Here is a 20502-nt window from a genome sequence, read left to right on the forward strand (position 1 = left end):
CCTATAAGGATAAGAATCATGTTTAGCTGGTATCGCCAAGTCACTCCTCGGGAGCGCAAGACGTTTTGGGCCTGCTTCGGCGGATGGTCGCTCGACGCGCTGGAGGTACAAATGTTCGGCCTGGCGATTCCGGCGTTGATCGCCGCGTTCGCCCTGACCAAGGGCGACGCAGGGCTGATCAGTGGTGTCACCCTGGTCACTTCAGCCATTGGTGGCTGGGTAGGGGGGACGTTGTCCGACCGCTACGGCCGGGTACGCACACTTCAGTGGATGATTTTGTGGTTCTCGGTCTTCACCTTTCTGTCCGCGTTCGTGACGGGATTCAATCAGCTCTTGATCGTCAAAGCGCTCCAGGGTTTTGGCATCGGTGGCGAATGGGCTGCCGGCGCAGTGCTGATGGCTGAGACAATCAACCCTCAATATCGCGGCAAGGTCATGGGAACGGTGCAAAGCGCCTGGGCCGTAGGTTGGGGCCTGGCGGTCGGGGTGTTTACGCTGATTTACTCCTTTGTACCGCAGGACATGGCCTGGCGTGTGATGTTCCTGGTCGGATTGCTGCCGTCGTTCCTGATCATCTGGGTACGTCGCAACGTCGAGGAGCCCGACAGCTTCCAGCGGCTGCAAAAAGAAAACGCCATCCCGCAAAGTTTCTTCAAATCCCTGGCCGGCATTTTCCGCCCTGAACTCATCCGCGTGACGCTGTTCGGTGGTCTGTTGGGCCTCGGCGCGCACGGCGGCTACCACGCAGTGATGACCTGGCTGCCGACGTTCCTCAAGACAGAGCGCAACCTGTCGGTGCTGAACTCTGGCGGCTACCTCGCGGTGATTATCTTCGCCTTCTGGTGTGGCTGTGTGGTCAGCGGATTTTTGATCGACCGTATTGGCCGTCGCAAAAACATCGTGTTGTTTGCGTTGTGCTGTGTCGTCACCGTGCAGTGCTATGTGTTCCTGCCGCTGACCAATACCCAGATGCTGTTCCTGGGGTTTCCGCTCGGCTTCTTCGCGGCTGGCATTCCGGCGAGTCTTGGTGCGCTGTTCAACGAGTTGTATCCAGCGGACGTGCGCGGCGCCGGTGTCGGTTTCTGCTACAACTTTGGTCGAGTGCTTTCCGCGGTGTTCCCGTTCCTGGTCGGCCACATGAGCGACTCCATGTCCTTGGGGTCTGCAATTGGCATCGACGCAGGGGTCGCCTACGGTGTGGCGGTGATCGCGGCACTTTGCCTGCCGGAAACCCGTGGGCGCAGTCTCGTGGCCTCGACTGCGCCGGTGCAAACCACGGTCGACGGCAACGAGACCGCCCGGGCCTGATGACCATTACCTTCGATAGATGAAATCCATGCCTGATACCTGTCCTGCGCCGATCACCGGCATCGACTCCCACGCTCATGTGTTCAGCCGCGAGCTGAACCTGGCCGCTGCACGACGCTATACCCCTGGCTACGACGCCACACTTGCGCAGTATCTGAAGCACTTGCAAGCCCATGGCCTGAGTCATGGTGTATTGGTGCAGCCGAGTTTTCTCGGCACCGACAATAACTACCTGCTGGCGGCGCTGAGGCAGGTGCCGGAACGATTGAGAGGGGTGGTGGTGCTGGAGCGAGGTGTTAGCCGCGTCATGTTGAACGACATGGCTCGGCTGGGCGTGGTCGGCATTCGCTTGAACCTCATGGGCAAAGCCTTGCCTGACTTTCACGACGCTGCCTGGAAGGACTTCTTCGGCCACATCGCTGAACTGGACTGGCACGTGGAGTTGCACCGCCAGGTGGAGGATTTACCGAAACTGATTCGTCAGCTGATGCCGTTTGGGATCAAACTCGTCATCGATCACTTGGGGCGTCCGGACGCGCGTTTTGGCCTTGATCAGCCAGGTTATTCCGAGGTGCTGGAACTGGGGCTGAGCGGGCAAGTGTGGATGAAGGTGTCCGGTATCTATCGACTGGAAGGTACGCCACAACAGAACATCGAGTTTGCCCGGATGGCGTTACCGCTGCTGGAGCAGAGCTTCGGCCGTCGCCGTTTGGTGTGGGGCAGCGACTGGCCGCATACGCAACATGAAGAAGGCGTCGGTTTCGATACGGTGATCGATCAACTTCAAGCACTGGAGTGCTCGACGGAGCTTATGCGTGCGCTGCTAGTGGACTCGCCACGGATGTTATTCGGGTTTGCAAAAGGCGAAAGTTGAAACTTACGCGTAAATTTCTGGCTACTTCAGACCTTTCTTAGTTGTAGAGAGGGAGGAGGGAAGGAGTATATTAATAACTCAACTAAATGGCTATTTAGTTGAGCTATATTTTCCCAGTTTACTGGCGTTGTTTTAAGTACTCGATAAACGGCTCGATATCAGAGGAGCACAGCAGATGTGCAACGCTGCGTACCTCGGTTTCAGGCCAATACCACCAGGCGGATTGTTCCAAGACCTGGCGAACAGGCTCATCAAAACGCCAACGGATAAACTTGGCGGGATTTCCGCCTACTATGGAATAGGGCGCCACATCTTTAGTCACCAGCGCGCCGGCCGCCACAACGGCGCCATCGCCAATGGTGATACCCGAAAGGATCTTTGCATGGGAACTGATCCAGCAATCATTGCCGATCACGACGTCGCCATTGCTGCCGCCGAAGTCAGTGATGTAGGCAACTTCTTCGACCTTGGCGGGAAACGGATAACAGCTTAGCCAGTCGATGCGATGGTGACCGCCCAGATAGACTTCGACGTTACCCGCAATCGACGTATAAGCGCCTACACGCAATGTGGTTCCTTCATGCCAGTCATGTACCTTGAGATCGCCATAGGTGCCAATTCCAAAGCTGAATTGCGGATAACGGTTGCGCAGTTTTTGTGTTGCACGCTCAAGCTTCGGCAGTGCACGCAGCGCTTTGCGTTCCTGACGATCGCGCCAGATGCGCAGTAGCTTCATGGGAAGAACCTTATTCAAACGTTGGAATGGGACGTTATCCTGAAGAATGAAAAACGGGGTTGCAAGCTAGCAAGTGAAATGGATGGTTTGTTTTTTCGGCCTGTTGGGCCTCAGGTTTGAGGGCGAGAGGCAGTGCCAGGCATAAAATCTGACCACAACAGGCCCACAGTTCTGTATGTGTAGGTTCGCATAATGTATATTATGTTAAATCCTGTGCCAGGTTAGGAAGCCGCGGATTCGCGCTGTCCATTTCCTGCGACTGCGGAAATTAGAGACTTTTTCTACGAAACTCTCGCTAATCCCTGCCAAGCGTACGCAAATTTAGAACAATGTCGCCCCAAAATGCTCAATTTCGAAATTTCCTCGCCTGGCAGTCCTTCATCTCGAGTGGCCCTTAGTCAGAGCTTGAGAAAACTCTTCGGAGAGGTACCAGTTTTCTCCCCGATTCGACACCGCTCCAGCTGTCCCCTGCACTGACAATAATCCTGGACTATCTGCCAGCTCCCGAACGCCAGTGTTACAGATCATTCACCGCAGACGACCATGCGATTAGTATCGAATCGAGCTAGGCTAGCTTGATCCGTCACCGCCAAAGTGAGTCACATGGTTCCTCGTATTGCTCAGACAGCTGTCTCGACGCCGCTGGTTCGTAAACCTACGGAATATCTTACTCACGTCAGAATTGAGCAGCTTAGCGAGCTCAACTTTTTCTTGCTCGCAAAGGAAGGTTTTGCGTTGAAAGATGTTGAGTCGATGATCTCGCTTTCCGAGCTTTACTTATCATTGAGGGTCATCGGCCAGATCGTTGGTAAGCCTGGTCGGCCAACAAAGCAAAAGCAACGAATCGACGAGCGGTCGACTTAGCCCCCTTCAGAGCGCGATCGCCTTTCAATACGCAAAGGTTCTCGAACACGCAACGACTGTTTTTGGCACCCTGCGGCTGACTGAGGAATGGCTTGCTAAACCCTGCAGGTATCTGGCCGGTAATATCCCTCTTGATCTGGTGGGTAACTCTCTGGGGTTCAAAGCTGTGGAAGATTACCTAGAACGGGTCGAACTGAGGGTCTATCAATAACGTGCCAGTCTTGTCTAGCTGCTTGACCAGGGATCCTCCGTTAGGTCAATAATTCGCTACGCCTCTAGGCGTAGGTACATTTGGACTAGGGCGCCGAAAGCTATCGCCCCCCTTTCTTCTTCCGCTCCAGCAACTGAGAGCCATGACGTCAGTACAAGAATGGTGAGCGGATGCACGTCTAAAACCCCCGCTATTGGCCTCCGATGAGACAGGTGCCCCATCCTCGCTGCCAAGTACGTAGGGAAGCGTCATCAGATTCGCCGCGAGCGCTTCCTGATCGAATTTAATTAGCGCCTTGTCTTTGACTCTTCAAAAAGGCATGGCCTCAGGGCCACCCGCAGACGTGGCTATACTGCAGATTCCGATCAATGGATGGCTAAAGAGATAACAGCGATGTTTAGAAAACCACTGTACGCAGAGTCCGCAACTGGTCGGGCGGTCGCCCGTGCGCCCACCCCTCCACCTGATTATGAAGAGGAAAGTACGGAGCAGGACGGAAAGTCCCGACGATCTTACATCTACTTTCCTTTCCCCGATGCAGAACGAGCACGGCTTCTAATGCATGCCAATCAATCTCGTATCGAGCGCGGCAAAAGCCCATGGATCCTCGTCGCCCCATCGGCTGCATTCTTGCGGGAAATTCAGAAAATTGGTGAGAGCAGTCAAATTAGTACGCTGCGGCTACGCTCGCTGTTTCCTGCCGTACCCAGTCTGGCGGGACAGACCATTGATAAGGTTTACATCGATGGACATGGCGAGCCTGGAAGGCCTTATTTTTATAAGTCTGGGGGCGATCGCTTAGCGGTAGGGACAGTAGCAGACAACCTTGTTCGTCGATTACACCTTTCTGAACATATCGAGGTAAGGGTGACCGCGTGTTGGGGGGCGTCAGTATCAGAAATTATGTTTCCGCAAGCGGCACTGAGTGTGTGTTCTGTGCCAAACAGAATGCGCGATATCTATGCGTTCATTGAGGCGCAGTATGGGGATTTTTCACAAACATTGGCCGGGCAATTGGAGCGGCGGCTAATCTGTCTCCAGCCAAATCGCAGGATGGGATTGGTCTCGGGATATGTTGGTAAAGTAACGACTGGGGCTAACAACAATGAGAAATGGCGAGCGACTCACGACGGCTATGGCGAACTCGTGAGCGAACATGCTCAGGCCGCCTTTCCAATACAAAACGCCTCAGGATTTCTCAGTGTTAGACGTTCTGATGTGCGTCGTTCTGCCACAACATTTGGAGTGCGCTAAGACATGATTGAGGTCTGAGAGGCTTGAGAATAGGGGGTTATGTTACATATATTGTATACGTTGTAAGAAAACTCACTTTGAATCGCCCCAGATTTTCTAGGCACCTTGCAAGCTCATCGCGTAACGCTTTTCAAACTCTACCGGTGACAGCTTTTACCGGAACGATAGCCGGCAAGGTTGCAGGCGATTGATCCCGGTAAGCAGGTAGTCACTTGCGGATCACGTTGGCGTTGATGCCGTGATGGATGGTTACGCTGGAAATCGTCGCTCCGGGTTGTAGGCATTCCTGGACGACCTGGGCTTTGAATGGTTTGGGATAAGAGCTCCGTTGGCGCATGGAAATCCTGGCGATAAGGGCAATCGCGTCCGCTTAAAAATACGCGGACACCATCGCCCTTAATTCTGGGATTTTGAAGGCGTGTTCGCCGGCCGCTTACGCTAAGTTGTTCTTGTGTGTTGAGTTGGACTTGTACAGCGAGCTGGCAAGAAATGGTGATCCGTGCCGTGGAAGTGAGCATTGGGCAGCGTCAGAGCGATAGGTTGGTGATTTTACATTCGGATAGAGGAAGTCAATTTACTAGCGCCGACTACCAGCGCTTTCAGGATAGGAACACGCTGGCTTGCAGCATGAGTACCGTGGGCCATTGTGAGGATAAGGCAGCTTGTGAAGGCTACTTCTGTCTACTCAAGCGGGAGCGTGCTGTCCATTAATCATATCGTACTCGGGATGAGGCGCCGACGGATCTGTTCGATTACATAGAGCGGATTCATAACCGGCAGATGCGTCGTGGAGCTGCACGCCAGAATTTCATGTTTTCGACTCTTTTAATATCGCCCGTGGAAATGGGGTAGACCCCTGCCCTTAACATCATAATCAATCTAATACCTTGGCTTCAGGCGATTTCTGATCGGCCTCGCAATTCAAGACGAAACAGTGATCGAATGTCGAAAAAAAAAGCACCTTTTATTTTATGGTCTATTGTAAAAAATGTTCACAGTTTTTACGCCACTCCTAAGCTGTCAGAGCGGCATGACGGGCTAACGATTAGCCTGTTTGCGGCACTGGATTTTCAAGCAAAAAAAGGAAATTACGATGACTCATAAAAAATCCGATTTCTCAGCAAGCGCCGACGCGCTACCCAATAATGATAAACCGCCCATAACATTTCTTTTAGCAGCCTCAAAAACAGGCGGCATAGGCATTTGTTCTGTGATAATCAATCAGGATCCGAATTCAAATAACTTTTTGGCTACGCACAAACACACCATTACCCTTTCAAACGCGGACAGCTATGGTACTGACTTGAAGGTCACGCCGTTTGATGGCGAATCTCTATCCGTTCACAGCACAGATTCAAGTGGCCAGCAGGCTATCGTAATTTCGCACTCTTCAGGTGGTGCATTGGTTTATAAAGTAGCCCCCTCAGGAGTCACTGCCCTTTTTGCAGCCGTCGACACTAGGGACTATCAAGCCTCCGCAGTGCATTCGGTCGAGCTGGTACAGTCCAAAGACCAGAGTAAAACCATTACAGTCACAGCCAGTCCTAGCTCGAAGGGCTACATATATATCAACCGGCCTAATTATAAAGAACAAGGTGATTTCTGGGGGGATCTAAATACGTCATGGTATACCGTACCTCATGCTCACGGTCTTTTATGGGACTCCCGCACTCAAATTCTTTATGCTCTAGGAAACGCGACGCTTCATTTATTCAAATTCAATGCTGAGTTTAGTAAGTTAATCCCTCATAAGCTGTACAACTTCTATGAGTACTATGACCGTTACCAAACATTGGGCAAGCAAGAGGAAACGGAGGATTTTGCAGATGGCGGACATGATCTCTATCCAGAGACGGGCGCAAGTAGGCATTGCTTTCTAACCACTGGCGAGCACGCTTATACCTTTGACCTTGACGCCCCAGAGCATTTGATAGCAGCCCCCCACGTGCATAAATATTATGAAAATAGCACCTTTACCTATTCTGCCGACTGCCCTCAAATAAAGCTCTTAGAACATCACTCGCTCTTTTCAGTAAACAGCAACTTATCGCGCAAAATTGAAAGCGGCAAAATTGATGACGACAGTTTCAAACTAAAGTCCATTACCAAACTTCATCATGACATGGTTAAAGTCGCTACCTTTACCAACTCTGATGGCAAAACCTATCAGGGTGAAAGACCTATTTTCGTATTAGAAAAAGGCGGAATAAAATCTATGTCGTCTGTCACGAGCACTGATCTGCTGGTTGCAAACTCAACGCCATGGTTTACCAGCAATCTATCGTATGACTACAACTCTTCCGAACTGCTAATCGTAAACTCCCACACAGTGGGAGTGGACAAAGATCAACCTTCTCACAACAAAATAAAACTTCCCTCAGGCTATAGCACATATAAGGCTCGCGTGCTTTTATCCACGTAACAAGCAGCCTCCCTAGGGAGGCTATCTTTCTAAAACATGCACTATACACTTTCACCAAATTACTTGAAAATCCACGCTTAGAGTTTATAGCTTACGAAATCTGAAAACCGATGCTATGTGGGTTTCTTTCTTAAAACCTGATCAGTGCAAAAAATTACAATGGATCCCATTTCCAGCGCCTACCAAAATTATCGTAAGCGATTCACGAACTAGCCCTAGAAGCCTTTTTAGAGCAGCCCTAGAATCAAGCGATCTAAATAGATGTTCGACGCGCCATATTTGAGGTGCTGCGCCATGATTGTCCACGTGAATCAACATCTGGAAGGCACGTACGATTAGCATTCGTATCAAGATGGCCAAATACCTCTGCTTGGCGCGGAAAATGCGTCTGAACTCCAGATGATGCGCCGAACAAACAAAAGCGACCAGCAAGAGCAAAATCCAGGCTTCCCGGACCAGTAGCCTGAACAGTTAGATTAAATCGCGAGTCAGGATCAGACCGTTTTGCGCCCCAAAAAAGTTCATGCATAGCCTTTTTTTGGTCTCCGGATGCTCTCGGAGGAATATTGTACTGCATTTTGAGCCTGCGCCAGAATAAGCTAGTATTATATTGAAGAGGACTGCCTTCGTAGGGGGCAACTGCATGACGGATAGCCTCTAAGATCAAGCTGTTACGTGGCGTTGCAGCCAGCACCCCATTAGTCATAAAGTCACGCTCACCACGTTTGACTACGCGAAAAAAAGCACCTTTTTCGCTTGGCGGGAAAGACAGCTTTTGCAACACGGCCACATCCATATCCAAGAAAATTCCACCAAACACCTCCATCAGCGCCAAACTCAAAATATCTTTTGAAGCAGCTAAGTTTGCGTATACTCCGTGCCGCTCTCTCAAAAAAGCCTGATGGACCGCTTGAGATTGTTCGTATTGCCCATTCGCCCGAAGAAGGAAAAACTCATCGATATCCGAAACACGGATTTTTTCGAGATATTTATCAAGGGATAAGTCATACTTCAACAAACTATTAATGACAGTTTGCTTACGATCAACCCAGAGCATAACAAGGTATTCCGGATTCTTTTTCTTAAAATCAACTATGCTGGCTAGTTGCTCAGGCTGCGTATCTCTACCCATCCAGACGAAATGGGCCATTTTCGGGATCTCCGAAGCACTACCTTTTGCCTTAAGCTCCTCTAGCGACGGGTGCCTCCCCCAACCTGCTGCGCTACGAGACGGCTCATAAAGTTCTTCTTCCGTGCCTGCACCACGCCTTGCGACACTCGGTAGCTGATGTAACTTCAAGCTTATCCTCCTTTCTTATACTTTCCATAAGATAGAGTCCAGATAACAAAGTCAACTCCGCGTTTTGCGGAGTATCTCCGAGACTAATGCAGGATGCACGTACATTCAAGACCCAGTTCGCGCCGTAACCCCGCACGAAAGCTATCGACCCAACCAAGCAATGTCGTACTCAATCATAATGTACTGTCCCGCTGAGCGATTAAGCCTAGTACTCAACTGCGGATTACTCCAGCCAGATGTCCTGACTCTGCCCCCACTCAATCAACTCCGGACCGCACCACTATGAATGCACATTTAATGCCACTTGTGCCATGAACCGACGCACACATCAAACGGCCACCCGATAGCGACCAATCAACCTCTCAAGACCTCACAATCAAAGCAGTTAATCATTTGAAGAATCGGAATAAGACCAAACCACTCACATTTTAAACGGTTTCAAGCTAGTGGCCAGAGAGATGTTAGTTAAATTTTCGGGCATAACTCCAGTCGCGCGCAGGAAACAATCAGCTTAAGGAAACTCTGAAAAAGTCTCCATGGTCGAACATCCGTTCCGGATGACCAAGCGCCAGTTTGGGTACGTGAAAGTACGCTTTCGCGGGCTGATGAAAAACACCGCTCAGTTGACCACGCTCTTCGCCCTGTCGAACCTGTGAATGGATCGAAAACAGCTGGTGGATATGAGTGAGTTGCGCATTTAACACCATCCCTTTCAAGGTCTTAGGTAAAATCTCCTGAAGTTTCTGTCAGGGATGCACAAACAATGTGGGCCGATGTACTAGCGCGTTTCGAGAAAAAAGCACCTGCCAGCGTCATGGCCAAGTTGGCGCTGGAGCAGGCTATTGCGCCTGAGTGGATTGATCAGGTCTTCGAAGTGCATCGGCAACGGCAGTACTCTCGTGAACTACTGTTCTCGACCATCATCAAGTTGATGTCTCTTGTTTCATTGGGCTTGAAGCCCTCTCTGCATGCCGCCGCGCGACAATTGGATGATCTTCCTGTCAGTTTGGCGGCCCTCTACGACAAGATCAGTCGTACCGAACCCGCTCTGTTGCGTGCTCTGGTCACCGGTTGTGCACAACGACTGACTCCAACCATCAAAGAACTGGGTTGCACGGCGATGCTGCCGCACTGGCAGGTTCGAGTGGTAGACGGCAATCACCTGGCATCCACTGAGAAGCGTCTGGGGGCTTTACGCCACGAACGTGGCGCTGCTCGTCCTGGCTTTTCGGTGGGTTGTCTACGACCCCGATCTCGATCAGGTCATCGATCTCCAGGCGTGTGAGGATGCCTACGCAAGCGAGCGTGTTTGTGTGCTGCCTCTACTGGCCAATGCTGAGCTGGCTGATCGACTCTATTGCACGCTCCCGGTCATGGAGGCTTGTGAGCAGGTCCAGACGTCCTTTGTCATTCGCCAGCAAGCCAAACTCCACGCCTGATTCAAGAGGGTGAGTGGCAAGAGCCCGTGCCTGTGGAAACAGGCACTGTGCGTGAGCAGATCATCCAGGTCAGAGGCGGTTACCAATGTCGGCGTGTCGAACTGACGCTTCATTCGCCAACAGACTCGGGTGACAGCAGCTTGATGTTCTGGAGCAACCTGCCTGAAAGCGTCAGCGCACAGCAGATCGCGCAACTCTATCGCCGTCGCTGGAGCATTGAAGGCATGTTCCAGCGACTGGAAGCGATCCTGGAAAGTGAAATCGAAACTCTCGGCAGCCCAAAGGCCGCCTTGCTCGGGTTCACTACGGCGGTGTTGGCCTACAACGTCCTGGCCGTACTCAAGCGAAGCGTGGAGCAAGCCCATCGGGATACCCAGCCTGACGGCTGGGAAGCCTCGATTTATCACTTGGCGGTCCAGGTCAGGAGTGGTTATGAGGGCATGCAGATTGCGCTGCCCTCGGAATATCTTCCCGCCGTCCCTCTGGAAAAGTTGGCCCAGCGTTTGTTGGAGCTGGCCAGAAACATCCAGCCCAAACAAGTTGCGAAAAGCCCCCGCGGCCCCAAGGTCCCCAAGCCCAAGACATGTGGAGGGTTATGCTCAATCCCTCGTTAGGATCTGAAGTGGATATCGATTTTTTTGGGGAGCTTGTCTTAGGACCAAAAGCGCTCGCCTGGTAAGGTAGGCAGGTGATTTCTGTTTTAAATCATTGGCTTGCAGTAAGGTCACGTCTTTCCGAGAAGGCTTGTGAAAAACACGTATTTTTTGAATACGCTGACACATCCGTCACTCGTGTTTACTACCCTCTTAGGGGAGAATTTAAATATTTTTCCCGCGGTATTGTGCATAATCGGCCATGCTCCTTTACTGAGCGATGCTGCAAGATAAATTTGCGCCAAGAAATATCATTACCAGATACAGCCGCGAAACTGCAATGGCCGTTTTCTGGCGATGTTGATCCCAAGAGCAGAACCTTCAGAGCATATGTTTCATCGTTGCTTGGTTAAGTCGCAGACTCGAAGCTTGCTGTCGATGGCCAGATCGAAGAGAGCTAGATCCCGGGTTCTTTCTGCAATTTTAAGCCTTACTCAGATGGCCCATATATCTCTCAGTCGGAGTGGTGTTTTCTGCCCGACCAATTTTCCTTTATTCCAAGGCTGACGGCAGCAGGTAGCGCTGATATTCATGACAAATCCTCCACGTGTGGAAGGACAAGGATGGCTAACCAGAGCAACGGTCGCTAACAGGCCAACAGCAGGCTGGCTTGGCGCCTGCGGGGAAACATGATTTACATCGACAGCCAAGTAGCTCATTAAAGCTCAACTCGAGGTCGAGGCAAGACTGGTGCTGCAAAAACGATCTCAAGATGCCTCGACCCATTTCCTTGATTCTGCAGCTGCTTTCGGATTCGAGCAGGAACCAATAGGTTTGCTAGCCGGTAAATTGCCAGCAGTTATCTAAACGCCACAAACCTGCAACGTCCCCGATTTATGAACTAGTGTCGGCATCAGCGCCTTGAACGCGAACATTTATAAAATGCTTACTTAGCATCAATGATGTCATCTAGACTCTGCCCTCGAACCTTATTAAGATGAATATTTGAGTAATCCAAGCCATAAAAGTTGATTGTTTCAGTGTCTACAGCATACGAGTGTATTTTTCTTTTGAAGAAAGTTAACATGTGCTTGTATTTATCAAAATAAGCCACTCCATAATTAGGGTCGAAAAACACATATCTTATTTCCCCCCGCTCACTAATTACCTTTGATAGTAGCATCGTATGTCCTGGAATATCAACGCGCACAGAACTTGATGTGTTTTTAAAGAGGCTCGACTCTGCACTTTCCAGCGTTGCAAGTGACAGGCTAGCAAAAGGTTTTGCAAGGGCGTTAAATTTTGAAGCATTGCCATGCTCGTGCAGCGCACTCAATGATCGATATAAAGAGTTGCTCTCAATATTTTCCACGCCATAGATGGACATAAGGCGTTCAGAGAATGTCTGCGCCCGTCCAGTTTCTAATGCACGGCCCATTAGAATGGCAGCCGGTAGGCACTCACCTGGTCGCCCTTTTAAATATATAGTTTGGGGAAGCAATACGACATTCGTAGCCTTGCTAGCGTCTTTGCCCCAGGCTCTTGACTGTTTGGCAATATCGAAATAATTAACGTTCGTCAACTGAGCATTGATTTTTACAGACAGGACGCCGCGTAACTTATGACTAGAGTCATCTGCATTATAGATATCCATTTTCGCGTCAAGCGTCAAATCATCAAGATAATTGTATTCTTCATTGTCGCTATCCATTTTGCCAGCCTCATGCAGTTTGCTTAGCGACACTATTCGAGCAGGACTCTTAGAATCAACAAAATACACCTGGGAAATGCCGGTCATTATTTTGTGTTTTTCTCTATTGACTCTAACCTGATTAAACGTATAGCCCCCAATTGTTATTTTTCCGTAATTGCGTCTAAACATACCAAGCACTTTCGTGAGCCCCGCTCCTCGCAATCCTACTTCGCCATGTAACTCCCAGGTATTATGTATATTTAATCGAACTGCGGGACGATACGTTGCCATACCCACTTTGTTAGGCGGCTCAACTCTCCAGGTTTGATTTGCCCGGTCATATTTGACTTGATAAAAACCATTGTTTTTCTTGATGAAGTACTCGTCCTCTCTCCCCGATTGCAGGCTTTCATTGCGAATGGTATGTATTTGCGATTCGTCAGGTTTGATACTATCTAGTCTAGAGTCGTTAATTCTCCACTCAGATTTAAAGCCGGAGCGGCGAGAGCTAATTGATTGTGTGGTGTATTCCTCCGCGACACTCTCAACTCTACTTAAAAAAGGCATTTTCGCAGTAACGATTGCTTCGTTCTTTTTCATGTGCTTTGTAGTTTTTGAGTTGTGTTTTTTTATGTTTTTTAATGCTATTTCCTGTTCTTTTTTTAAGAAGGGTTTTTCGGTCTGCTCGGACTCCTTTCCAAAAATATTCCTCATGCTCATATTCGTTGAGGACGTGTTGTCTAATTCCTCCTCGCACGCTTTTGTCGAAGCAGTATTGCGCCTGCCCAACTCGATATTTTTCCACTTCTGCATGAGCACTCCACCATTTGGTATCTAACGAAGATGAATTTATGAAAAGCTTGAAGGAGGCAAAAAATTTTGATGCCCCTCCGGGCTTGACGTTCAAAAAACTCCCGCCCGACCAGTTAACCGAATCCGACCCATGAACCATACCTATCTCCAAACCACCACTTTGTTTACCGTGCAGCTCTGGCGAGAGGTTCCATGGTAATAGTGCTTCGTAGTCGATCCCCTCCTGCGCATGCGGTAGTCGTTCCAGTATGTGGCGCAGCCATGTATAGGGTTTCAGACCGTTGATGTTGGCGGTCTGGGTACTGGCAGCAACGCTTTTGAGCGCATCACTGAACGACTAGGCCTTGCGCCGGATTCATAAAACAAGCTTTATCGCTCCTTCGCCGGCGTTGCTTCCTACCCGTTCTACAAGCCCCACATTCCAACGGAAAAGCTGACAACGGATGCTGCGCTTCCAATCTTTCTCTGGAGCCAGCCCGGCCATGATGCGACCTGGCGCAAAAGTCGAAAAGGCGTATATCTACCCCAAGTCAGTGGACTTCCAAAAAACCATCGACGGCCTGGCTATGCTGGTCGAGTTGGATATTAATCCCCAGTACTTGACCCCATGCTTTTCGTTTTCAGTAGGTTAAGCATATAGATATGCGCCAGATAACCTGGTCAGCTACTTGAATGCAGTGGTTTAACCACGACATGCAGCCAACGGTATGATTCTGCTTTGCCTCTCGATCGGCCTCATAATTGATTCAAAAACAGCGGCGGGGGCTTGGCGAAGCATTGCTTAGGAAATCGAATGGTAATCCCAAGTGTAGTCGTGACGCGGTAGGAAGATATCTGGGCAGGCGGAAAATCGCCGGATTGTCGAAAGCGCCAGTGTGGTGTTTCAGAAGTACCACTGAAAAAATCAGGTGCCTGGCGCTCGTGCTGCACGAGCGACTGAGGCGAGAATTTCCTCGTCTTTCTTGTGCACCGGAACGGTTTTGGGTTCTGGTTGTAAGTCTCCAGGTAGTGCTCGATCGAAGCCTCAAGATCTTTGACGCTGACGTGCGCCTGTCGCTTGATCCACTTCTCGCTCAACGTTACGAAAAAGCACTCAACCAAATTCGGCCTGGAGGCTGAAGTCGGCGTGAAGTGGATGTTGTAGCGGGGACGTACCGCAATATGGCTTTTCTCATCAACGCACAGCATCAGTGCTCTTTCGGGCGGATTCAAGTACAGACCAACGATGTCGTGAACCTTATCGACAAACAACGGATCAGTGGAAAGCTTGAAGGTTTTTTCCAGATGCGGCTTGATTCCGAACGCATGCCAGATACGCATGATGCTGGCTGGAGACAGGCACGTCTCGCGGCTCATATGGCGCGTACTCCAGTGGCTGGAATCGTCAGGCTTACTTTGCAATACCTGACTTACTACTTGCTGAACTTGCTCATCTGAAATGGTGCGTGGCCGACCAGATCGCGGTTCATCGTTCAAACCCAGAAATTCCAATTTAGAGAAACGTTGGCGCCATCGTGACACTGCACCTTTGCTGGTGCCCAGGCGCTGAGCAATGTCGTTGCCGGACTCGCCAGCGGCACAGGCGAGGATTATTTTGGCGCGCAGGCATGCGTCCTGGGCGCCTTTGGGGAGCTTGATACGGCGTAGCAGTTCCGCGTTTTCAGTTTCAGAAAGAGTAATGACAGTTGCTGGTCGGCCCATGACGATACACAACTCTTGATGAGTGGTTTTCTACAAAGACTAGACCAAATTTTCACTGGCATTTCTGAAACACCACACTAGGCTCTGTACGAAAAGTATTGTCGCAAGCACCGCATGGCACAGGCCAATGAGGCCATCGCCGCAAAACTTGTTGCGAGCTTGTCAAAGCGTGTCACGATGCGTCGGCTCTCCTTCAGCCAGCCAAACATGCGTTCGATGATGTTGCGCTGCCGATATTTGGGGCGATCAAACAGTCGCGGCAATCCCGGCTTGGGTTTACGCTTCATGCTTCGCAATGGAATGACTGGCGTAAGCGTCCGCCCAATACACCTTGCGTGGTTAAACGGGCGCCCACTTATGCGGGAGCAGTTCAGCAATTTCACTCACCCGCTGCGTCGGCAGGCGTGTAAGGACACCCTTCAAGTAAGCATACGGATCGTGCCCGTTGAGCCGCGCGACTGGATCACTCTCATGATCGTAGCTGCCCGCTTACCGCTACGCAGTGACCCGGCGAACAGCCAGTTCGAGCGCCCAAGAGCCCACGGCCGAATTTGATTCTCGCACCAGTTGTTATGATGGGCACAGCACCATCCTCGAGATAGCGCGTCAGCGCTATCCAGCGTTTGAGGCTGTAATCCAACGCTTTCGCGATGGCCGATCCCTCAGGCACAAGCTGCCTCTGGGCGATCATCCAGGTATGAAGTGCGTCGATGATCGGCGCTGCTTTTTCCTGCCGTATTCGCTGCCGGACACTCGGTTCCAGCTCACGAGCCTCTCGTTCTACTTCGTACAACGCCGCGATCTAGTGCACCGTTTTTCGGCGATCTGGCTCTTGTTGGTCGCGTGAAAGTCGAAGAGCTTCCGGCGTGCATGGGCCATGCAGCCGATCTCCGTGACACCTAGTTCAAAGCCTGCCTTGTAGCCTGCAAAGTCGTCACAGACCAGATTGCCGGTCCAGTTGCCTAGGAAGCCACCACAAGGTTTCATAGTAATCTTGGATGGTGCCGCTAAATGCGGGCATTTGGACAACGTCGTCCTCGCTTGCGCCGCAGTTCACCATGTCGGTCAGGTAACGCAGGTACAGCGGATGCCCCTTGGCCCGCTCACACAACAGGGTGACCAGCCTTGAGGTCACCATGCCCTGATCCAGCAACTCGACACACAGCGCTCGCTGGCTGTCCGGCCCCAACGCCGGAAGCGTGAGCCGAATCGCTGCAGTACGGTGCTCAGGCTCGCGGTATGCCCATCCAAACCGGCACCGGTGATCACGATGACCAGCCCGTTCGACAAGGTCGGCGGGAACAACGCCGCTAGACGTTGCAGCGCGTCGGTGCCAGCGCCGGCGGCTTCGTTCAGGCCGTCGATGAAGATCACGCCAATCTTGCCTACGGTTACCTGTCGATCGGCCAGCTCTTGAAGGCGCTTGTGGCTGGCCCGGATCAGCTCCGGGTAAGAAAGCTCCTGCAGATGCGCCGGTTTTCCGCTCATCGTCCTCGACCACAGCGAATTGACCCAATCGAAAAAAACTCCGGCTGAGCCTGGTGCGCAGGCGTGATCCCGCGTCCGCGCTCAGACAGCGCATACACACCCAGCACCTCGACCGATTCGCCGGTGGGCACAAATTGCTGGCAATAGGTCGACTTGCCGATGCCGTGTGCCCCGTCCATGATCAGGTAACCGTTCTGCAGTGTGGCCAGCCGCTCTTCAAGCAGCGCGTCGAAGTCCGGACGGGCGCCGACGGGCTCGTTCGGCGTTGCGTCCGCAGCGGCCTTGGCCAATACGCCGTTGGCTTCCAGAAACGGGCGCATCTGGTGAAAGCTGATGGCCGCGACAGCGGTGTTTACACTGACCCGCAACAGGCCGCGACAATCCCCGGCGACCATCAACACCGCTCCGGAAAGACCGCCATAATCGGTGAGTTGGGTCTCGGGGCTGACAGAGAGGTCAAGATCCACGCCGTGAATGAGTTCGTCCAACGTCTGCTGGATCGTGCCGTTGAGGGCGTGGCCTAGGTTCAGCTTGTTTACGGCATAGCCAAACGCAGACCATTGCTCTCCGCCCCGGGGCAGTCGCCATCAATCGTGAGGGGCTCGATCTGCAGAGCGACAGGGAGCCGCAGCAGGCAGACATCCAAATCCTCATCGTGAGCCTGAACCTCCACGCTATGCCGTATCGCTGCGGAACCGGTGCCAAATTCGACGGAGAGGTCTGCCCCGGCGGCCACCGCTGCCTCCACGCAGTGAAAGGCCGTCACTACCAAGGAGGGGCTAATCAGCCAGCCTGTGCCCACCTGATGATCATTGGTGACTGGTTGAGCAAGGTGTAAGGAGCACTGCGGTTATCGATCGAGCGAGAGCCGTCACCATCATTCCAGTGATGCCCCTGAGTCCTGAGGAGTTTGGCCAGCGAACTCCCCTGCCCGGCCCCGATAGGATTGACGGCAAGCGCTGGCGGCACGGGGAAGCCGCGTCGTTTAATGGCCTCCAGCACGCCGGCATGATCGCCTAAACACGGCCCCTCTGCCGTGTAAGGCAGCGAGCGCAGACTGTTATGCCAGACCGCGTCGATCTCGATCCGGCGACGCCCGGGAGGACCGTTGTCGTTGAACAAGACCAACAGACCACCGATATGGTCCGCGTCGATGTGGGTGCAGGCATAGCCGGCATCGACCAGCAGATGCTGACCATTGGCATTGATCAAGAAGGCATCGCCGTTCTTGGCCGGGTACATTTTCAGTTTAAGCATGTGAGGGTATCAACAAAATTAGGGGCGCACCGGCCAGGGTTCGCTTGAAGCAACTCTAGGATTTGTGAAGGGCAAGGCAGCTAACTAGGATGCATGATCCTTTCTAGTTCGACATGACCTCAGCGTGATATCAGATTTCATGTATGAGAGCTATCAGAAAAAAAAGAGCTCCAGAACCACATCTGACTGCTCTGTATCCTGTTCAATCTCCTCAATGGCAACCTCTAACATAGTTAAGGATTTTGAAAAAGTGCAATCCACAAGTATTTGAGCCGCGCTAGTGTGTGACGAATATTTTTCGTGCAGACCGGAAGAATGCCGACGAGTGCGAAATGCTATCTTCACCCAGCGGTTCATCTACACGCACTTTCTTGCGCGAGATCCTCAGTGTACTTAATAATGACCCCACCATTGGAGAATTCCTCCGTATTTGCCATATTCGGTTATTGCCGAACTCAGCTGTTGCCTAGTTTGATATCACTCAATCGCACCTTCCCCTATGTATCCGTTCATCAACTGACGAGCAGACCTATAAACGCAACGACGCACCGTACTGGCAAACATGTATTTCCACTCGAAAATTATAGCTTAGTGACATGTTTGTGCACGTCGTTCTTGCTTTCAGACTGCTACACCCAGTGGGTGGTGCAAGGAGTCTGCGGCGAAAACAAAAATGAAGTACTTCCGGCCTGGTTGCCCTACAGAGCTGGACGCCCAACACCATGCACTGCGCAGATGCTGTTCGTTGTAGCGTTCGAAGGAAGCGACCAGTTTAGGACGCGCCGTTTCTCGATCCGGCGCAGGTATGCGCGCGCGGGCAATCACGTTTGACTAGTCACAATGCTATCGGCCATCTCGTTGCTCTGCGGGCTGCAAGCGAGCGTTGTCATCGCAGCCAATCTTCCGAACGATAACGATATAGGTGCGTTTGTTCCGCCGCGTATCCCGAGCCATGTTGGTCGCGGCAGCGACTGGGTTTCACGTCCCTGGCGTAGTAATCACCAGGCGCGGAGCTGGCTAAAAGTCGGGCCAATTGGTCGGGATTCTCGAACTGTCTATCCAGGACTCCCCCGCTTACTTTCTCCGCTATGTTTCCCGTACTATTAGATACCTCTTCCCAGAAAGCTGACCAAACATCCTGACATCACCCGGGGTTAGGAAGTGGCGACTTACTTCTCGATCCGTCCTAGCCCTTGGTAGCGTCGAACGAGAATATCAACGGTTTGATCTGCCAGTCCCTGCCCAGGGCTCCGAATTGGCAGCGCATAGCCAAGGCAGGTTGCTACTGCAATGCATGTTGCGCGTCAGTGACGGCAGCACAGCCCACAGAGAAAATATTCATTCGTATAAATTTGGGGTTGCAAGAACATTTTTTTGACCTAACGTATACACAGGGATTGCTGAGCGACCGCACAGTAGCCGTATCCACGATTCAGACAACTTATTGCCGCGAGCAAAGATCGAACCGCATGCCGAAGGAGCACGGCCAGCTAGGCCAGCCCAGAGTGTATTTTGCGGTACGGGAAAAAACATCGCTCCGTGCAATAGCTGTATGCATTCTCGAATCAATGGAGGGCTCCTCATCATGAGATGCACCTACGACACCTCATACCGTCCTTTGGGGGCGTCAATGTCGATCCGTGCCTATACACCTAAAAAGCACTACGAGAAAGGCAGTGTCTGGCGAAACTTCGCGAGACAAGAGGGAATTTTCGTCGCGACGGCCTCGCCCCCCCCCTGCTAATTTCACCAAAAATAGGCACTATTGTCGGGCGCGCGATACCGCCATCCTGAGTTTCTGCCAACTCCACTTTATTTCTGTTGGTGTTATCAACAGAAGATCACGTCGGAGTGGCGTGTAATGTACGTCTGGGCAATCGGCCATTATAAATGGAGCACTTTGTGCTAAGGGACGACATGTATAATGTATTAGTTGTAGACGACCATCCATTCATACGCGCCGCAGTCGTGACGATTCTTGGCCAAGAACACTTCAATGTTATTGGCGAGGCCAACAACGGCGCTGATGCATTGCAGCTTATAAAAAATCTTAAACCCGACCTTGTGGTGCTGGATATTGCTATTCCCAAGCTGGATGGGCTCGAAGTCATCAGTCGAATCAAGAAGCTTGAATTGCGCGTTAAAGTCCTCGTGCTTACAGCTCAATCTGCTCCGCTTTATGCCAATCGTTGCCGCATGTTAGGGGCTGCAGGTTTTATCTCTAAGCTTGATGAACTCAATGAGTTGCGCAAGGCGTTGGCCACGGTGATGTCTGGGTATACGGTGTTCCCAGTACTGGAGGGTGACTCAGTGAATCGCAGTGTTCATGATGCCTCGGAAGGGTATCTGATTAGCCAGCTCTCTGACCGCGAACTGGCAATCTTGCGTCAGTTAGCGCAGGGCATGAGTAATCTGGAAATTGGCAAAAAGATGATCCTCAGCAACAAAACCATAAGCGCACACAAGAATCGCCTGCTGAGCAAATTGAAGGTTAGCTCTCAAGTAGCGCTTGCCGATTTTGCAAAACGAAATGGATTGCTCTGAAAGAT

16 protein-coding genes and 8 pseudogenes are annotated in these 20502 nt (G+C 51.5%); 10 read left to right on the forward strand and 14 right to left on the reverse strand.

The annotated features are described in order from the left end of the window. Nucleotides 1-18 precede the first annotated feature (18 nt). Nucleotides 19-1308 carry an MFS transporter gene (locus tag ACVWZP_RS05135; RefSeq protein ID WP_046489496.1) on the forward strand — a complete coding sequence of 430 codons (1290 nt, stop codon included), beginning with the start codon at nucleotides 19-21 and terminating at the stop codon, nucleotides 1306-1308. Between the two features lie 28 nt (nucleotides 1309-1336). Next, entirely contained in the window at nucleotides 1337-2182 is an 846-nt protein-coding gene (locus ACVWZP_RS05140; protein ID WP_457369458.1) for an amidohydrolase family protein, read from the forward strand. Nucleotides 2183-2300: 118 nt separating this feature from the next. Here the strand turns inward: ACVWZP_RS05140 and ACVWZP_RS05145 are convergent, their stop codons facing one another. Beyond that, nucleotides 2301-2918 carry a CatB-related O-acetyltransferase gene (locus ACVWZP_RS05145; protein ID WP_057004134.1) on the reverse strand — a complete coding sequence of 206 codons (618 nt, stop codon included), beginning with the start codon at nucleotides 2916-2918 and terminating at the stop codon, nucleotides 2301-2303. A gap of 603 nt (nucleotides 2919-3521) precedes the next feature. On the opposite strand from ACVWZP_RS05145, the gene ACVWZP_RS05150 reads away from it, so the two are divergent. The 3 genes from ACVWZP_RS05150 to ACVWZP_RS05160 all read left to right on the forward strand — a co-directional run bounded on the left by ACVWZP_RS05150 (nucleotide 3522) and on the right by ACVWZP_RS05160 (nucleotide 5247). Further along, on the forward strand, nucleotides 3522-3782 hold the full coding sequence (locus ACVWZP_RS05150) for a hypothetical protein (RefSeq protein ID WP_457370410.1): 261 nt from the start codon (nucleotides 3522-3524) through the stop codon (nucleotides 3780-3782). Beyond that, nucleotides 3724-3993, forward strand: a complete 270-nt coding sequence (locus ACVWZP_RS05155; protein WP_457369459.1) for an antitoxin Xre/MbcA/ParS toxin-binding domain-containing protein — start codon at nucleotides 3724-3726, stop codon at nucleotides 3991-3993. The genes ACVWZP_RS05150 and ACVWZP_RS05155 overlap by 59 nt, the downstream gene beginning before the upstream one ends. Nucleotides 3994-4551: 558 nt before the next feature. Next, nucleotides 4552-5247 carry a hypothetical protein gene (locus ACVWZP_RS05160; protein WP_457369460.1) on the forward strand — a complete coding sequence of 232 codons (696 nt, stop codon included), beginning with the start codon at nucleotides 4552-4554 and terminating at the stop codon, nucleotides 5245-5247. Nucleotides 5248-5455: 208 nt separating this feature from the next. Here the strand turns inward: ACVWZP_RS05160 and ACVWZP_RS05165 are convergent, their stop codons facing one another. Continuing rightward, the gene (locus tag ACVWZP_RS05165) at nucleotides 5456-5584 is read right to left on the reverse strand and encodes a transposase (protein WP_457369461.1); all 129 of its coding nucleotides are present in this window, start codon (nucleotides 5582-5584) and stop codon (nucleotides 5456-5458) included. Nucleotides 5585-5687: 103 nt separating this feature from the next. On the opposite strand from ACVWZP_RS05165, the pseudogene ACVWZP_RS05170 reads away from it, so the two are divergent. Both ACVWZP_RS05170 and ACVWZP_RS05175 read left to right on the forward strand, forming a co-directional pair. Continuing rightward, nucleotides 5688-6099: pseudogene (locus tag ACVWZP_RS05170) on the forward strand (IS3 family transposase); the annotation flags it as partial. Between the two features lie 241 nt (nucleotides 6100-6340). Then, nucleotides 6341-7669 carry a hypothetical protein gene (locus ACVWZP_RS05175; RefSeq protein ID WP_457369462.1) on the forward strand — a complete coding sequence of 443 codons (1329 nt, stop codon included), beginning with the start codon at nucleotides 6341-6343 and terminating at the stop codon, nucleotides 7667-7669. A gap of 253 nt (nucleotides 7670-7922) precedes the next feature. Here ACVWZP_RS05175 and ACVWZP_RS05180 read toward each other — a convergent pair whose 3' ends face one another. Next, a complete protein-coding gene (locus ACVWZP_RS05180) occupies nucleotides 7923-8969 on the reverse strand; it encodes a glycosyltransferase (RefSeq protein ID WP_457369463.1) in 1047 nt (348 codons plus the stop codon). A 539-nt stretch (nucleotides 8970-9508) separates the two neighbouring features. On the opposite strand from ACVWZP_RS05180, the pseudogene ACVWZP_RS05185 reads away from it, so the two are divergent. Together ACVWZP_RS05185 and ACVWZP_RS05190 are read left to right on the forward strand one after the other, a co-directional pair. After that, a pseudogene (locus ACVWZP_RS05185) lies at nucleotides 9509-9625 on the forward strand (transposase); the annotation flags it as partial. A 158-nt stretch (nucleotides 9626-9783) separates the two neighbouring features. After that, nucleotides 9784-10989 (forward strand): annotated as a pseudogene (locus tag ACVWZP_RS05190) (IS4 family transposase); the annotation flags it as partial. Nucleotides 10990-11399: 410 nt separating this feature from the next. Here the strand turns inward: ACVWZP_RS05190 and ACVWZP_RS05195 are convergent. The 11 genes and pseudogenes from ACVWZP_RS05195 to ACVWZP_RS05245 all read right to left on the reverse strand — a co-directional run. Further along, nucleotides 11400-11594: pseudogene (locus ACVWZP_RS05195) on the reverse strand (integrase); the annotation flags it as partial. Between the two features lie 353 nt (nucleotides 11595-11947). Next, nucleotides 11948-13507, reverse strand: a complete 1560-nt coding sequence (locus ACVWZP_RS05200) for a hypothetical protein (RefSeq protein WP_457369464.1) — start codon at nucleotides 13505-13507, stop codon at nucleotides 11948-11950. A gap of 172 nt (nucleotides 13508-13679) precedes the next feature. Next, nucleotides 13680-13841: pseudogene (locus ACVWZP_RS05205) on the reverse strand (transposase domain-containing protein); the annotation flags it as partial. 570 nt (nucleotides 13842-14411) lie between these two features. Then, a pseudogene (locus ACVWZP_RS05210) lies at nucleotides 14412-15208 on the reverse strand (IS630 family transposase). A 77-nt stretch (nucleotides 15209-15285) separates the two neighbouring features. Continuing rightward, nucleotides 15286-15519, reverse strand: a pseudogene (locus ACVWZP_RS05215) (transposase); the annotation flags it as partial. A gap of 28 nt (nucleotides 15520-15547) precedes the next feature. Further along, nucleotides 15548-16177 (reverse strand): annotated as a pseudogene (gene tnpC / locus ACVWZP_RS05220) (IS66 family transposase); the annotation flags it as partial. After that, nucleotides 16143-16346, reverse strand: a complete 204-nt coding sequence (locus tag ACVWZP_RS05225) for a hypothetical protein (protein WP_457370411.1) — start codon at nucleotides 16344-16346, stop codon at nucleotides 16143-16145. The pseudogene tnpC and the gene ACVWZP_RS05225, both read right to left, overlap by 35 nt. Next, nucleotides 16340-16696, reverse strand: a complete 357-nt coding sequence (locus ACVWZP_RS05230) for a hypothetical protein (RefSeq protein WP_457369465.1) — start codon at nucleotides 16694-16696, stop codon at nucleotides 16340-16342. The genes ACVWZP_RS05225 and ACVWZP_RS05230 overlap by 7 nt, the downstream gene beginning before the upstream one ends. Further along, nucleotides 16693-17184 carry a hypothetical protein gene (locus ACVWZP_RS05235; protein WP_457369466.1) on the reverse strand — a complete coding sequence of 164 codons (492 nt, stop codon included), beginning with the start codon at nucleotides 17182-17184 and terminating at the stop codon, nucleotides 16693-16695. The genes ACVWZP_RS05230 and ACVWZP_RS05235 overlap by 4 nt, the downstream gene beginning before the upstream one ends. Before the next feature lie 47 nt (nucleotides 17185-17231). Beyond that, nucleotides 17232-17498: a trypsin-like peptidase domain-containing protein gene (locus ACVWZP_RS05240; protein ID WP_457369467.1), complete on the reverse strand. Its 267-nt coding sequence runs from the start codon at nucleotides 17496-17498 to the stop codon at nucleotides 17232-17234. Further along, nucleotides 17480-17953 carry a hypothetical protein gene (locus ACVWZP_RS05245; RefSeq protein WP_457369468.1) on the reverse strand — a complete coding sequence of 158 codons (474 nt, stop codon included), beginning with the start codon at nucleotides 17951-17953 and terminating at the stop codon, nucleotides 17480-17482. Before ACVWZP_RS05245 ends, ACVWZP_RS05240 begins: the two co-directional genes overlap by 19 nt. A 1917-nt stretch (nucleotides 17954-19870) precedes the next feature. Between ACVWZP_RS05245 and ACVWZP_RS05250 the strand changes: the two genes are divergently transcribed. After that, nucleotides 19871-20497, forward strand: coding sequence for a response regulator (locus ACVWZP_RS05250; RefSeq protein WP_457369469.1), 627 nt, complete (start codon nucleotides 19871-19873; stop codon nucleotides 20495-20497). Nucleotides 20498-20502 lie beyond the last annotated feature (5 nt).

This window comes from Pseudomonas sp. TE36184, from assembly GCF_054060055.1.

Coding starts and splice junctions, on each gene's coding strand:
- ACVWZP_RS05150 (WP_457370410.1), top strand. CDS start 3,522: ATGGTTCCTCGTATTGCTCAGACAGCTGTCTCGACGCCGCTGGTTCGT.
- ACVWZP_RS05225 (WP_457370411.1), bottom strand. CDS start 16,346: ATGGTGACCTCAAGGCTGGTCACCCTGTTGTGTGAGCGGGCCAAGGGG.
- ACVWZP_RS05140 (WP_457369458.1), top strand. CDS start 1,337: ATGCCTGATACCTGTCCTGCGCCGATCACCGGCATCGACTCCCACGCT.
- ACVWZP_RS05145 (WP_057004134.1), bottom strand. CDS start 2,918: ATGAAGCTACTGCGCATCTGGCGCGATCGTCAGGAACGCAAAGCGCTG.
- ACVWZP_RS05160 (WP_457369460.1), top strand. CDS start 4,552: ATGCATGCCAATCAATCTCGTATCGAGCGCGGCAAAAGCCCATGGATC.
- ACVWZP_RS05250 (WP_457369469.1), top strand. CDS start 19,871: ATGTATAATGTATTAGTTGTAGACGACCATCCATTCATACGCGCCGCA.
- ACVWZP_RS05175 (WP_457369462.1), top strand. CDS start 6,341: ATGACTCATAAAAAATCCGATTTCTCAGCAAGCGCCGACGCGCTACCC.
- ACVWZP_RS05245 (WP_457369468.1), bottom strand. CDS start 17,953: ATGCTTAAACTGAAAATGTACCCGGCCAAGAACGGCGATGCCTTCTTG.
- ACVWZP_RS05165 (WP_457369461.1), bottom strand. CDS start 5,584: ATGCGCCAACGGAGCTCTTATCCCAAACCATTCAAAGCCCAGGTCGTC.
- ACVWZP_RS05230 (WP_457369465.1), bottom strand. CDS start 16,696: ATGAGCGGAAAACCGGCGCATCTGCAGGAGCTTTCTTACCCGGAGCTG.
- ACVWZP_RS05135 (WP_046489496.1), top strand. CDS start 19: ATGTTTAGCTGGTATCGCCAAGTCACTCCTCGGGAGCGCAAGACGTTT.
- ACVWZP_RS05200 (WP_457369464.1), bottom strand. CDS start 13,507: ATGCAGAAGTGGAAAAATATCGAGTTGGGCAGGCGCAATACTGCTTCG.